General features: G+C 65.0%; 16 protein-coding genes. 5 read left to right on the plus strand and 11 right to left on the minus strand.

Annotated elements, in window-relative coordinates; genetic code table 11:
• Positions 1-35 precede the first annotated feature (35 nt).
• On the plus strand, positions 36-770 hold the full coding sequence (locus HK353_RS03400; RefSeq protein ID WP_173152334.1) for a hypothetical protein: 735 nt from the start codon (positions 36-38) through the stop codon (positions 768-770).
• Entirely contained in the window at positions 767-1,444 is a 678-nt protein-coding gene (serB, locus tag HK353_RS03405; protein WP_342589799.1) for a phosphoserine phosphatase SerB, read from the plus strand. Before HK353_RS03400 ends, serB begins: the two co-directional genes overlap by 4 nt.
• A 130-nt stretch (positions 1,445-1,574) precedes the next feature.
• Here the strand turns inward: serB and HK353_RS03410 are convergent, their stop codons facing one another.
• From HK353_RS03410 to HK353_RS03420, 3 genes are all read right to left on the minus strand, one after another.
• Entirely contained in the window at positions 1,575-2,081 is a 507-nt protein-coding gene (locus HK353_RS03410; RefSeq protein ID WP_173152336.1) for a SixA phosphatase family protein, read from the minus strand.
• A gap of 8 nt (positions 2,082-2,089) precedes the next feature.
• Complete coding sequence (fabI, locus tag HK353_RS03415) at positions 2,090-2,848, minus strand: enoyl-ACP reductase FabI (RefSeq protein ID WP_173152339.1); 759 nt, start codon at positions 2,846-2,848, stop codon at positions 2,090-2,092.
• Positions 2,849-2,995: 147 nt separating this feature from the next.
• Positions 2,996-3,706, minus strand: a complete 711-nt coding sequence (locus tag HK353_RS03420; RefSeq protein WP_342589800.1) for a beta-ketoacyl-ACP reductase — start codon at positions 3,704-3,706, stop codon at positions 2,996-2,998.
• Positions 3,707-3,806: 100 nt separating this feature from the next.
• Here HK353_RS03420 and HK353_RS03425 point away from each other — a divergent pair, with 100 nt between their 5' ends.
• The 3 genes from HK353_RS03425 to HK353_RS03435 are packed head-to-tail and all read left to right on the plus strand — an operon-like array spanning position 3,807 to position 5,448.
• Positions 3,807-4,340: a DUF3099 domain-containing protein gene (locus HK353_RS03425; RefSeq protein ID WP_245395762.1), complete on the plus strand. Its 534-nt coding sequence runs from the start codon at positions 3,807-3,809 to the stop codon at positions 4,338-4,340.
• Positions 4,337-4,549, plus strand: a complete 213-nt coding sequence (locus HK353_RS03430; RefSeq protein WP_173152345.1) for a hypothetical protein — start codon at positions 4,337-4,339, stop codon at positions 4,547-4,549. Before HK353_RS03425 ends, HK353_RS03430 begins: the two co-directional genes overlap by 4 nt.
• Positions 4,546-5,448: an SURF1 family cytochrome oxidase biogenesis protein gene (locus HK353_RS03435; RefSeq protein ID WP_173152348.1), complete on the plus strand. Its 903-nt coding sequence runs from the start codon at positions 4,546-4,548 to the stop codon at positions 5,446-5,448. Before HK353_RS03430 ends, HK353_RS03435 begins: the two co-directional genes overlap by 4 nt.
• Before the next feature lie 51 nt (positions 5,449-5,499).
• On the opposite strand, the gene HK353_RS03440 is transcribed toward HK353_RS03435, so the two are convergent.
• The 8 genes from HK353_RS03440 to sufD all read right to left on the minus strand — a co-directional run bounded on the left by HK353_RS03440 (position 5,500) and on the right by sufD (position 12,357).
• On the minus strand, positions 5,500-7,098 hold the full coding sequence (locus tag HK353_RS03440; RefSeq protein WP_092013696.1) for an ABC-F family ATP-binding cassette domain-containing protein: 1,599 nt from the start codon (positions 7,096-7,098) through the stop codon (positions 5,500-5,502).
• Complete coding sequence (locus HK353_RS03445) at positions 7,095-7,793, minus strand: ribonuclease H family protein (protein ID WP_101593464.1); 699 nt, start codon at positions 7,791-7,793, stop codon at positions 7,095-7,097. Before HK353_RS03445 ends, HK353_RS03440 begins: the two co-directional genes overlap by 4 nt.
• Positions 7,794-8,002: 209 nt before the next feature.
• Positions 8,003-8,338, minus strand: a complete 336-nt coding sequence (locus HK353_RS03450) for a metal-sulfur cluster assembly factor (protein ID WP_025778421.1) — start codon at positions 8,336-8,338, stop codon at positions 8,003-8,005.
• Complete coding sequence (gene sufU, locus HK353_RS03455; RefSeq protein WP_173152351.1) at positions 8,331-8,810, minus strand: Fe-S cluster assembly sulfur transfer protein SufU; 480 nt, start codon at positions 8,808-8,810, stop codon at positions 8,331-8,333. The genes HK353_RS03450 and sufU overlap by 8 nt, the downstream gene beginning before the upstream one ends.
• Before the next feature lie 16 nt (positions 8,811-8,826).
• On the minus strand, positions 8,827-10,077 hold the full coding sequence (locus HK353_RS03460; protein ID WP_173152354.1) for a SufS family cysteine desulfurase: 1,251 nt from the start codon (positions 10,075-10,077) through the stop codon (positions 8,827-8,829).
• Positions 10,077-10,835: a Fe-S cluster assembly ATPase SufC gene (sufC, locus tag HK353_RS03465; protein WP_173152357.1), complete on the minus strand. Its 759-nt coding sequence runs from the start codon at positions 10,833-10,835 to the stop codon at positions 10,077-10,079. Before sufC ends, HK353_RS03460 begins: the two co-directional genes overlap by 1 nt.
• Positions 10,836-10,861: 26 nt before the next feature.
• Positions 10,862-11,185: a non-heme iron oxygenase ferredoxin subunit gene (locus tag HK353_RS03470; protein WP_101544279.1), complete on the minus strand. Its 324-nt coding sequence runs from the start codon at positions 11,183-11,185 to the stop codon at positions 10,862-10,864.
• On the minus strand, positions 11,182-12,357 hold the full coding sequence (gene sufD / locus HK353_RS03475) for a Fe-S cluster assembly protein SufD (protein ID WP_173152360.1): 1,176 nt from the start codon (positions 12,355-12,357) through the stop codon (positions 11,182-11,184). The genes HK353_RS03470 and sufD overlap by 4 nt, the downstream gene beginning before the upstream one ends.
• Positions 12,358-12,363: the final 6 nt, after the last annotated feature.

A 12,363-nucleotide genomic window follows, 5' to 3' on the forward strand; every position in this document is an offset into this window, starting at 1 on the left:
CTCTATCGCAGACGAGCCGTCTATCCTGGTTCGACATGGACCTCACGACCGACTCACTGCTGCTGACCCTGGCCCTCAACCACCGTCTGCGCTCGACCCTGCCCCCTGACGAGGTGACCTCTGCCTTCCTCGACGATGATCGTGATGTTCCTCTCATCGTCTCCGATGAGGTCTTCGACTCGGCTGTACCCACCGGTCTGCTGCTCTTCGCAGCCGAGGCGGCCGCCGCCGGAATCACACATGCCCGCTTGGCACTGCACCACCCGTCCCTGCCACACACGACTCCCCCGGTCGATCGCACCGCCCGAACGAAAGTGGGACGTCACACCGCCCCCGTCGTCCTCCAGCGGGGCGACGAACAGGCGGCGATCGCCCTCATCGGCGCCGAGGCGAACGTGGAGATCGTCGCCTGTGCGCCCACCGTCTTCCGCCCCGTCACGGTCGGGTCCGCCCCCGAGGCGCTGCGGCGTCTGCGGCTGCTGGTGATGGAGGGCCTGCGCCTCATCGAGACCATCGACGTTCCCGAGGACTGGCGGCAGGGGCCGTGGCGTGACTGGCAGGAGGAGCTGTCGACGCTGCATCCGATCTCCCGGCTCATCCCCACCGAGGCGGATTCCCGCGCGATCTATGCCGCGCTCGACATCCACCACCGGATGCGCACGGTGCTCGCACCTGCGACGGTCGCCCCGCCCGAGTTCGGTGCGCTGCTGTCTCAGCTGCACCCCGCCGCCGCGGACTACATCATGGCTGTGGCTACGATGAAGGGGTGAATGAGACGTCTCAGGCCACCGCCTCCCAGATCCCCGTCCAACTGCTCGTCATGGACGTCGACTCGACGTTCATCAACGAAGAGGTCATCGACCTCATCGCCGCCCATGCCGGGGTCGGAGACAAGGTCGCCGACATCACCGAACGCGCCATGGCCGGTGAGCTCGACTTCGCCCAATCCCTCGCCGAACGGGTCGCCCTGCTGAGCGGGCTGCCGGAGACCGTGCTCGATGAGGTGCGAGAGCAGATCACCCTCACCGAGGGGGCCGCCGACCTGGTCGCGGCTGTGCACTCCTCCGGCGGCAAGGTGGCGCTGGTGTCGGGCGGCTTCACCGCCATCATCGCTCCCGTCGCCGCACAACTGGGCATCACCGATGTCTTCGCCAACGGCCTCGACATCCATGACGGGCTGCTGACCGGGCGGACGAACGGCCGTGTCATCGACCCGAGCGCGAAGGCCGAGATCTTCGAGGATCTGCTCGCAGCCGGCGGATATGATCGTGCCGCCTCGGTGGCGATCGGTGACGGCGCCAATGACATCGGCATGGTCGAAGCCGCCGGTCTCGGAGTCGCCTTCTGTGCGAAATCGGCCCTCGTCGCCGCAGCGGACGCGTCCGTGGAGACACGTGACCTGAGAGCCGTCATCGACTTAGTCGCTGCCCGTGCAGACGTGTGAGCGATCCCTGCGAGGGTGTGGCAACGGCGCCATTGACCACTGACTGACCGAAGACGCCTGGGGCGCTGACGATTGCTTCGTCAGCGCCCCAGGCGTCTTGTCGACCGATCGCGTCGTTCAGGCGGAGCGTTCAGACTCCGTGGAAGACCCGGATCTGTGGGGCCGGGTAGTGGCCCGGCTCCACGTCCCAGCTCTCGAGGTCGAAGACCGCGATCGACGAGGGACGGAAGGTATCGGGAACCCCGCCTTCCGGATTGAGGTGGCCGACCACCTCGGCGACGGTCGGCTGATGACCCACGATATACGCGCACTGCGCATCCGCGGGGATCGAGTTGATCGCATCCAGCCAGTCGTCGACGGACCCGGAGTACAGCGAGGGGTCCTCGAGCAGGGTCAGGTCACCTGGTTGGTCGAGGGTTCCTCCGTGAGCACGGTTGACGGCTTCGACGACGGCCTGTCCGGTCTGCACGGTGCGCCTGGCCGCCGAGGCGATGGCCACATCGGGTGACCAGCGCTCGGCGATCTCGGCTCCGGCCTCGACCGCTTGAGCCAGACCCTTCGCATCCAGGGACCGTTCGAAGTCTGTCGGACCGTGCGCTTCCGCCTTGGCGTGGCGGGCGAGGATGAGCACAGGCATGAGTGGTCTCAGGCGCCGGTGGAGTGGAATCCGCCGTCGACGTGGATCATCTCGCCGGTAGTGGCGGGGAACCAGTCGGAGAGCAGGGCGACGATGGCCTTGCCGGCAGGAGTGGTGTCCTTCTGGTCCCAGCCCAGGGGTGCGCGGTCGCCCCACATGTCTTCGAGCGTGCCGAAGCCGGGGATCGAGGTTGCTGCGGTGGTCTTCAGCGGTCCAGCCGAGACGAGGTTGACGCGCACGCCGTCTTCGCCGACGTACTTGGCGAGGTAGCGGGCGGTCGATTCGAAGGCGGCCTTGGCCACACCCATCCAGTCGTAGACCGGCCAGGAGACGGTCGCGTCGAAGGTCAGGCCGACGATTCCGGCGCCCTTGTTCAGCACGGGCTTCGCGGCCACGGCGATGGCCTTGAGCGAGTACGCGGAGACGTGGATGGCCGCGGACACGGAGTCCCACGGGGTGTCGAGGAAGACTCCGCCGAGGGCGTCCTTCGGCGCGAAGGCGATGGCGTGGACGATTCCGTCGATATTGCCGCCGAGGCGCTCGGGCAGGGCTGCGAGGTCCTCTTCGTTCGTGGCGTCGAGTTCGATGACCTGCGGGGTCTCGGGCAGGCGTTCGGCGATCACCTGAGTGATCTTCATCTGTCGGCCGAAGCTCGAGAGGATGACTTCGGCTCCCTGCTCCTGTGCGATGCGAGCAGCGGCGAAGGCGATCGACGCCTCGGTGAGTACGCCGGTGACGAGAATGCGCTTTCCGTCAAGAATTCCCATGGTGGTCCTTTCGAAAGGAAGGTGGTTGCGTGTGCATGACGCCGCTTCGGGCGGTGTCTCTGTATCGAAGTCTACGGGCTGTGGCCCGACCGGGCCGCATCGTCTGCGGCCCGGGAGCCGGTCGTGACCTGCCCAGCGCCGTCTGAGTCAGTGGCCCATGCCCAGTCCGCCGTCGACGGGGATGACGGCACCGGAGATGTACGCGGCTTCGTCGGAGGCCATCCAGCGGACGACCTTGGCGACCTCAGCGGGTTCGGCGAAGCGCTTGGCCGGGATGGTGGCAAGGTACTCCTTCTGCTGCTTCTCGCTGAGCTCATCGGTCATATCCGTGCGGATGAAGCCCGGGGCGACGACATTGGCGGTGATTCCGCGGGAGCCGACCTCACGGGTGATGGAGCGGGCGAAGCCGACGAGACCTGCCTTCGACGCCGAGTAGTTCGCCTGACCGGGCACCCCGTAGAGACCCGACACCGAGGAGATGAGGACGATGCGGCCCTTCTTCGCGCGGATCATCCCGGTGATTCCGCGCTTGACGGTGCGGAAGGCACCGGTGAGATTCGTGTTGATGACGGATTCGAATTCGTCATCGTTCATCCGCATGAGCAGATTGTCGGCGGTGATTCCGGCATTGGCCACGACGACCTCGACGGGGCCGAGCTTCTCCTCGATCTCGGTGAACGCCCGATCGATCGATTCGCTGTCGGTGACATCGGCGGCCACGGCCAGCGCTCCATCCGGGGCCTGACCGTTGCGGGAGGTGACTGCCACCTTGTCCCCCTGGGCGAGGAATTCCTCGGCGATGGTGCGACCGATTCCGCGGTTGCCGCCGGTGACGAGGACTGTGCGTGGTTCTGACACGTTGGTCTCCTGTTGATCGACTGTGTTCTTCAAATCTATCGTGGACAAACTTATCCTGTCCTTTGTCCGATGGATATGACTCTCACAAAGGACGAGTATCATGTTTGGCAGTCATCGATCGAAGAAGGATATGGTCAGGCACGCTCAGCAGATCACAACGGCAGACACCGCCCTTGATGACGATATGCGGTCTCGGATCATCAAGTATTCGATCACCATGGGCATCAGGACGGTCTGCTTCGTGGCCGCCTATTTCGCTTTCGTCGCCGACCTGCACATCCTCATGTGGATCTGCGTGGCAGGGGCGGTAGTCCTCCCCTACCCTGCGGTGATCTTCGCCAATGCGGGCCGCGAACGCACCCGAGATGATCGATCCGCCCTGCTCGAACAGGCCCCGCTGACAGAGCTGCCGCCGGCGCGCGGTGAGACGATCTCCGGGGACACCCTCGGCGGAGAGACGGTCGGTGACGAGACGGTCGACGACCCAGATCCCCGAGGCGGCTTCCCTGACGAGACCGATCCAGGCGCGGATCACCGGCACGAAACGATCCGGGGCGAGACGACCATCCCGGGCGAAACCGTCCAAGGTGAGACCGTCGACCACAATGACGAGGACAGGAGGGACCAGGCTTGAGCGAGCAGCTGCAGTGTTCCGCGAAGGAATGCCGGGCGTTCGCGACCCGTGCCCTGCTGTGGAACAATCCCCGCGTCCACACTCCCGAGCGGAAGAAGACGTGGTTGGCATGTGATGAGCACCTCGACTATCTGCGCGACTTCCTGACTCTGCGCGACTTCTTCATCAGCGACGTCTCCGTCGACGAGATTCCGGAGGATGCAGGTTGAGCCGCTATTCCTTCCTCTTCTCCGCACGCTGGCTCAAATACATCGCCATGGCGATCATCGTCATCATCGCCTGCGTGTTCCTCGCCCTGTGGCAGAAGGACCGCCGCGATCAGCGGGAGCAGGAGATCGCGACGATCACCGCGAACTACTCCGCCGACCCCGTCGACATCACCTCGGTGCTCTCGACACCGAACTCGACGCTGGAGACCACCGAAGAGTGGACCCAGGTGGAACTGACCGGAGAGTTCTCCGACGAGGACACCGTCCTCGCCCGCAACCGTACGGTCGAAGACGAACCCGGCTTCTATGTGGTGACTCCGTTCGAGATCTCCGGCGGTTCGACGATCGCCGTCGTCCGCGGCTTCACCGCCGAACAGGGTTCCGTGCCGCCCGCTCCACGGGGTGAGCAGACCGTGGTCGCCCATCTGCGTCCCGCTCAGGACGGATCCGAGGATGAGAACCCGAAGGGACTCATCAAAGCCATCGATCCCGCGCGCATTCCGGGAATGGACGATGCCTATTCGCACGTCTACGTCGAGGCCTCACCGGCCGAGACCGGCGGCTCCCCGGAAGAGGGACTGACCCCGCTGCCGATGCCCGAGCTCGATCCGGGCAACCACCTGTCCTATATGCTCCAGTGGTTCGCCTTCGGAATCATGATCATCATCGCCGTGGTCATCTCGGCCCGTCGTGAGCGCAAGGCCGCCGCCGAGGCGGTCGAGCACGGCGCTGTCGACAACGAAATGGTCGTCATCGACAAGGCCGCCCTCGACGCGGGTGCGAAGATCAGTCAGCCCGGCAGACGCTATGGCCGCAACCGCTGGGCCTCGCCCACCGTGCGCGGGCAGGCCGAAGCCGATGAGGATGCCCTGTTCGAGGAGCGCTTCCGCTCTCAGTGAGCCGATCAGCCGAGTGAGGCCGACCGGCTCAGCCGAGCGTGATGAGCCGGCTCAGGCGAGCGTGACGAGATCGAGGTACGTGTCGTTCCACAGGTCCTCGTCGCCGTCGGGCAGCAGCAGCACGCGGTCGGGGTCGAGCGCGGACACCGCACCCTCATCGTGGGTGACGAGCACGATTGCGCCTTCGTAGCGGCGGATCGCCGAGAGGATCTCCTCGCGAGAGGCCGGATCGAGGTTGTTCGTCGGCTCGTCGAGCAGCAGCACATTCGCGCTCGAGACCACGAGGGTCGCCAGAGCCAGACGCGTCTTCTCGCCTCCGGAGAGGACCCCGGCAGGTTTGTGCACATCGTCACCGCTGAAGAGGAACGAACCGAGCACATTGCGCACCGCGGTGTCATCGAGATGCGGAGAGTTCCGCGACATGTTCTCCAGCACTGTGCGTTCGAGGTCGAGGGTCTCATGCTCCTGCGCGTAGTAGCCGAGCTTGAGGCCGTGTCCGGGCACGACTTCTCCGGAGTCGGGTTCGTCGAGTCCGGCGAGCAGTCGCAGCAGCGTCGTCTTTCCGGCACCGTTGTAGCCGAGTACGACGACTCGTGTGCCCTTGTCGATGGCGAGATCGACACCGGTGAACACCTCGGTCGACCCGAAGCTGCGAGAGAGTCCCTCGGCCGTCAGCGGCACACGTCCGCAGTCGGCCGGGGCCGGGAAGCGCAGATTCGCGACCTTCTCCGTGGCGCGTTCGTCCTCGAGACCGGCGAGCAGACGGTCGGCGCGCTTGGCCATCTGCTGGGCGGCGACGGTCTTCGTCGCCTTCGCCATCATCTTGTTCGCCTGAGCGTTGAGCGCCGCGGCCTTCTTCTCGGCGTTGGCACGTTCGCGGCGGCGACGCCGCTCATCGTCCTCACGCTGTTTGAGGTAGAGCCGGTAGCCCATCGAATAGATGTCGATGGTCTGACGGGTGGCGTCGAGGAAGAAGACCTTGTTGACCACTTCGTCGATGAGATCGAGGTCGTGGCTGATGATGATCAGACCACCGGAGTAGGCCTTGAGGTGGTCGCGCAGCCACAGCACGGATTCGGCGTCGAGGTGGTTCGTCGGCTCGTCGAGGATCATCGTATCCGGGGCCGAGAACAGGATCCGGGCGAGTTCCACACGGCGACGCTGACCGCCGGAGAGCGTCCCGATCTCCTGGCTGATCAGCGCCTCGTCGAGGCCGAGGTTCGCAGCGATCGCGAAGGCTTCGGATTCGGCGGCATAACCACCGGCCGCGATGAACTCCGCTTCGATGCGCGGGTAGCGGTCGATGGCCTTCGTCGCCACCTTCTCGTCCGGTGAGGCCATCTGCCGTTCGGCCTTGCGCAGACGCTTGACGAGGACGTCGAGATCACGCACCGAGAGGATGCGTTCCATGCCGGTGGCAGTGAGGTCACCGCTGCGCGGATCCTGGGGCAGATAGCCGACGGTGCCCGAGATCGACACGGATCCGGATTGGGCCGGGTGTCCGCCCATGATCACCTTGGTCAGAGTCGTCTTGCCGGCGCCGTTGCGGCCGACGAGACCGACCCGGTCGCCCTTGTCGACGCGGAAGGACACCTCGGACATGAGGGTGCGGGCGCCGACGGCGACTTCGAGGCCTGAGGCCTGAATCATTCTGTCTCCAAACTGCGGCCGATGAGTTCGGCCAGAAATTCTTGGGGGTGGATGCCGCGGGCCTGGGCCCGGGCGACGAGTTCATCTGCGACTGAGGACGGCACACGGCAGGACACGACAGTGGTGTCCGGCCCGGCTGCTGCGGCCACGGGCGCGACGGAAACGTCGTCCTGAGCAACAGGTTCCGCCGGGTTGTCTGCCTGTTCGCCCGCCGTCGCGGTCGACGTCCCCGCGGGGACGTATCCGGGGCCTTCCGGCACGGGCGTGCCCTTCTGGAAGGCGGTGGCTGCCGCGCGGGCGCGAACGTCGGCGGCCTCATTGAGTTCGTGGTGGTTGTGTCCTTTGACCCACTCGAACTCGACCGTCCGCCCGCTCAGTTCCTCATCGAGAGACGCTAAGAGGTCCTTGTTGAGGACTTCTTTTCCATCGGCTTTCTTCCACCCTTTGCGTTTCCACCCCGGCATCCATTTGGTCAGGGCGTTGATGACGTACTGCGAATCACAGTATATCTTCAGCTCGTCGTCGCTGTCCGCGGTCGACTGGAGCAGGTCGAGGACGGCCATGAGCTCACCGCGGTTGTTCGTCGCGTTCTTCCACCCGCCGGCGTGCCAGGAGGTGTCGTCGATGTACCAGGCCCACCCGGCGGGTCCGGGATTGCCGAGCGCGGATCCGTCGGCGGCAGCGATGATCGTCAATGGTTCTCCTTGGAAAGTCGGATTCCATTCTTTCACGCCGCTGCCTGGTTCTCGGTCCGCGGGGCGGTGATCTCCGCGACCCTGCCCGGAGACGAGTGCCGGATCGGACGACAATCGCCGAGGCGGGGCTGACCTTCTCAGGTCGCCCCGCTTCGGCGATGTGATCGTCCGCGTCCCCGCGGGGACGACCGAACGTCGTCGGTGTCGGATCAGATGTTGAATCCGAGGGCGCGCATCTGTTCGCGGCCGTCCTCGGTGATCTTCTCCGGACCCCATGGCGGCATCCAGACCCAGTTGATCCGGTAGGCCGGCACGATTCCCTCGAGCGACTGTGCGGTCTGGTCCTCGATGACGTCGGTCAGCGGGCAGGCCGCCGAGGTCAGGGTCATCTCGATCACGGCGGTGCCGTCGTCTTCGACCGAGAGTCCGTACACGAGGCCGAGATCGACGATGTTGACACCGAGCTCGGGATCGACGACGTCCATCATCGCCTCGCGCACTTCGTCGACGCTGGCATTCTGCGGTGCGTCAATGACTTCAGGCATTGTGTTTCTCCTCACGAGCTGCTTGTGCTTGGTTGAGTGCGTCCTTGAACGCCATCCATGCCAGGAGAGCGCATTTGATCCTGGCCGGGAATTTCGACACTCCGGTGAACGCCGCGGCGTCCCCGAGAATCGACTCATCCGCTTCCATTGTCCCACGTGAATGCATGAGTTCGTGGAACGCGCCTTCGATCTCGAGCATCTGCGCGACGGAGGATTCGGCGGCCAGTTCGGACAGCACCGAGGCCGATGCCATCGAGATCGAACAGCCGTCGCCGGTCCACCGCACCGCGATCGTGCCGTCCTCGCTCAGTTCGGTCTCGAGCTCGATCTCATCGCCGCACGTCGGGTTCACCTGATGCGAATATCCGTGCGGTGACGCTGCGGCGTCACGGAGCAGTTCGGTGTTGCCGATGCGTGCCCGCGACTGGTCGAGGATGACCTGCTGGTAGAGCTGTTGCATCTGTGTGCTCATCGCTTCACTCCCCTCCTCAGGCTACTCCGAAGAAGGGCCGCACTTCCGCCAGAGTAGAAAGGAAGCGGGTGCAGTCTTCGACGTTGTTGTACAGGTACGTGCTCGCCCGCGTCGAGGCGGTGACCCCGAAGCGGCGGTGCAGCGGCTGAGCGCAGTGGTGGCCCACCCGCACGGCGATGCCCTGCGAGTCGAGATACTGTCCGACATCGTGGGCGTGCACGCCGTCGACGTCGAAGGCCACGGTTCCGATCCGGTCCTCGGCCTCGCCGAGGATGCGGATTCCGGGGATCTGGCCGATCCCGTCGAGGAGGACTCGGGCGAGTTCCTTCTCATGTTCGAGAACATTGTCCAGCCCCACCTCGGCGAGGTACCCGATCGCTGTCGCGAAAGCCGCCACCTCGGCGACCGGCTGAGTGCCGGCCTCGAACCGCTGCGGCGCGGGCATGAACTCGGTCTCCTCCATGGTCACCGTGGTGATCATGGATCCGCCGGTGAGCACCGGCGGCAGAGCGTCGAGCAGTTCGGACTTGCCCCACAGCACACCCAGACCGGTGGGGCCGAGTGCCTTATGAGCTGAGAAAGCGGCGAAGTCGACGTCGAGGTCGACGAAGTCCACGGGCATATGCGGAACGGACTGGCAGGCGTCGAGCACGACGTAGGCTCCGACGGCGCGGGCCCGGTCCACGAGGCGGTCGACCGGGTTGATCGTGCCGAGGACGTTGGAGACGTGCGTGAACGCGAGCACCTTCGTCGATTCGTCGACGATCGTGTCGAGATCGGTCAGATCGAGTTCACCGGAGTCAGTGACCGGCAGCCAGCGCAGCTGTGCACCCGTGGAGGCAGCCAGCTGCTGCCACGGCACGAGATTCGCATGGTGCTCCATCTCGGTGACGACGATCGAGTCACCGGGGGCGAGGGCGAAACGCTCTGCGTCGTCTCCCCCGAAGCCATGGCTGGCCCGATCCATGCCGAGGGCCACGATGTTGAGCGCCTCGGTCGCATTCTTCGTCCAGCACACCTGTTCCGGTGTCCCGCCGACGAGTCCGGCAGCGGCGATCCGACCGTTCTCGAAGGCGTCCGTGGCCTCGACGGCCAAGGAGTGCGCGCCTCGGTGGACGGCGGCGTTGCGCTGTTGGAAGTACTCGACGAAGGTGTCGATGACGCACTGCGGCTTCTGCGATGTCGCTCCCGAATCGAGATACGACAGCGGCGACTCCCCGACCCTCACATCGAGGATCGGGAAGTCGCCCCTCAGACGTGAGAACATCAGACGCCGGCGGTGAAGAAGCGGTCGTAGCCTTCGTTCTCGAGGCGTTCGGCCAGTTCCGGTCCGCCTTCCTCGGCCACCCTGCCCTTGATGATCACGTGGACGTGATCGGGCTTGATGTAGTTGAGGATGCGCGTGTAGTGGGTGATGAGCATGATGCCGACGTCGGTGGCGTCCTTGACGCGGTTGACGCCTTCGGACACGATGCGCAGCGCGTCGACGTCGAGTCCGGAGTCGGTCTCGTCGAGGACGGCGAACTTCGGCTTGAGCATCTCGAGCTGCAGGATCTCGTGACGCTTCTTCTCGCCGCCGGAGAAGCCTTCGTTGACGTTGCGCGAGGCGAAGGCGGGATCCACGCGAAGGTTCTCCATGGCCTGCTTGAGGTCCTTGGTCCAGTTGCGCAGCTTCGGAGCTTCACCGTCGATGGCGGTCTTGGCCGAACGGAGGAAGTTCGTCACGGTCACGCCGGGAACCTCGACGGGGTACTGCATGGCCAGGAACAGTCCGGCCTTGGCACGCTCGTCGACGGACATCTCGAGGACGTCCTCACCGTCGAGGGTGACCGAACCGGAGGTCACTTCGTACTTGGGGTGCCCGGCCAGGGCGTAGGCCAGGGTCGACTTGCCGGAGCCGTTGGGGCCCATGATGGCGTGGGTCTCGTTCGTGTTGATGACGAGGTCGATGCCGTTGAGGATGGGCTTGAGACCGGTATCGGTGTTGACACCGACGTGCAGGTCTTCGATCTTGAGAGTGGACATAATGATCCTTCTTCTTCGGTCTTGAGTCAGTTCAGGGTGGTGTTCGGGTCGACGAGGATGCGGCCGGCGATCTCTTTGCAGTCATAGACCGCGACGGGTTCGAACGCCGGCGGATTCACCGGCTTGCCCGTGTTGAGGTCGAACTGCGAGCCGTGCAGCCAGCATTCGATGGTGCAGTCCTCGACGTCGCCTTCGGCCAGCGACACCTCACCATGGGTGCACAGGTCGTCGATGGCGTGGATCGTGCCGTCGGAGTCGCGAGCGATGCAGATCTCGTACTCGCCGACCTCGATGCGCATGGTGCCGCCGGGGTCCACCTCGTCGGTGGCCGCCACGTCGATCATGGTCACAGAACACTCCGGGACAGTTCGTCCTCGATGCGTTCGTTGATCACGTCTTCGATCTCGGGCACCTGGATCTTCTGGATCACTTCGTTGAAGAATCCGCGGACCACGAGCTGACGAGCGACATCCTCGGGGATGCCGCGGCTCATGAGGTAGAACAGGTGCTCCTCATCGAAGCGACCCACCGAGGAGGCGTGGCCGGCACCGGCGATGTCACCGGTCTCGATCTCGAGGTTCGGCACCGAGTCGGCGCGGGCGCCATCGGTGAGGATGAGGTTCCGGTTGAGCTCGTAGGTGTCGATGTCGAGGGCTTCGGGACGGATGAGCACATCGCCGATCCACACGCTGCGTGCGTCCTTGCCCTGCAGAGCGCCCTTGTAATGGACGTTCGACTGGGCCTTCGGCGTGTTGTGGTCGATGTAGGTGCGGTGTTCGAGGTGCTGACCGGCATCGGCGAAATAGAGTCCGAGCAGTTCGGCCTCTCCCCCGGCTGCCGAGTAGCGCACGTTCGTGTTCAGGCGCACGACGTCACCGCCGAGGGTGATGTGGATGTGCTTGAACTTCGCGTCCTTGCCCACGATCGCATCGTGCTGACCGAGGTGCTGGGAGCCGTCGTCCCACAGCTGCAGCGATACGAAGGTCACGTCCGCACCATCGCCGATGACGAGGGAGACGAGTTCGGAGTACCGGGCCAGTCCCTCGTGTTCGACGACGATGGTCGCCTTCGAATTCGCTCCGACCGTGACGACGACATGGCCGTGGCCGAGTGCCTCACCGGTGCCGTCCGCGTGGATGATTGCGGCCCGCTCGAGTTCGGTGTCCGCGGGGACCGAGTAGTGCGTCACCGCAGAGGCGCGGTTGGCGGCGACGGCCGCGGCGCGGTCCTCGGGCTCGAGGATGCCCAGTTCCTGAGCCGACTCGAGCGAGATCTCCTCGACGGACAGGCCCGCGGGCAGATCCGACTCGAACTTCAGCTTCGCCTCGGTGGCGGTGTCCTGGAAGAACTCGCTGAACTTGCGGACGGGAGAGAAGCGCCATTCCTCCTCCCGGCCGGTGGGCACGGGGAAGTCGGCGACATCGAAGCTGCGCGTGCGCGCGTCGCGCTTCGAATCGGGCACCTGGACCTCGGAACCATGCGAATGCTCCGAGAGGCCAAGCGGGTTGGTGGTATCAGTCACAGATTT

The sequence above is a fragment of the Brevibacterium permense genome, from assembly GCF_013280495.1.
Classification (GTDB): Bacteria; Actinomycetota; Actinomycetes; order Actinomycetales; family Brevibacteriaceae; genus Brevibacterium; species Brevibacterium permense.

Bases quoted from the DNA above. Each gene is read 5' to 3' on its own strand.
- HK353_RS03400 (WP_173152334.1), top strand. From the start codon at position 36: ATGGACCTCACGACCGACTCACTGCTGCTGACCCTGGCCCTCAACCAC.
- HK353_RS03410 (WP_173152336.1), bottom strand. From the start codon at position 2,081: ATGCCTGTGCTCATCCTCGCCCGCCACGCCAAGGCGGAAGCGCACGGT.
- fabI (WP_173152339.1), bottom strand. From the start codon at position 2,848: ATGGGAATTCTTGACGGAAAGCGCATTCTCGTCACCGGCGTACTCACC.
- HK353_RS03425 (WP_245395762.1), top strand. From the start codon at position 3,807: ATGTTTGGCAGTCATCGATCGAAGAAGGATATGGTCAGGCACGCTCAG.
- HK353_RS03440 (WP_092013696.1), bottom strand. From the start codon at position 7,098: ATGATTCAGGCCTCAGGCCTCGAAGTCGCCGTCGGCGCCCGCACCCTC.
- HK353_RS03450 (WP_025778421.1), bottom strand. From the start codon at position 8,338: ATGCCTGAAGTCATTGACGCACCGCAGAATGCCAGCGTCGACGAAGTG.
- sufU (WP_173152351.1), bottom strand. From the start codon at position 8,810: ATGAGCACACAGATGCAACAGCTCTACCAGCAGGTCATCCTCGACCAG.
- HK353_RS03460 (WP_173152354.1), bottom strand. From the start codon at position 10,077: ATGTTCTCACGTCTGAGGGGCGACTTCCCGATCCTCGATGTGAGGGTC.
- sufC (WP_173152357.1), bottom strand. From the start codon at position 10,835: ATGTCCACTCTCAAGATCGAAGACCTGCACGTCGGTGTCAACACCGAT.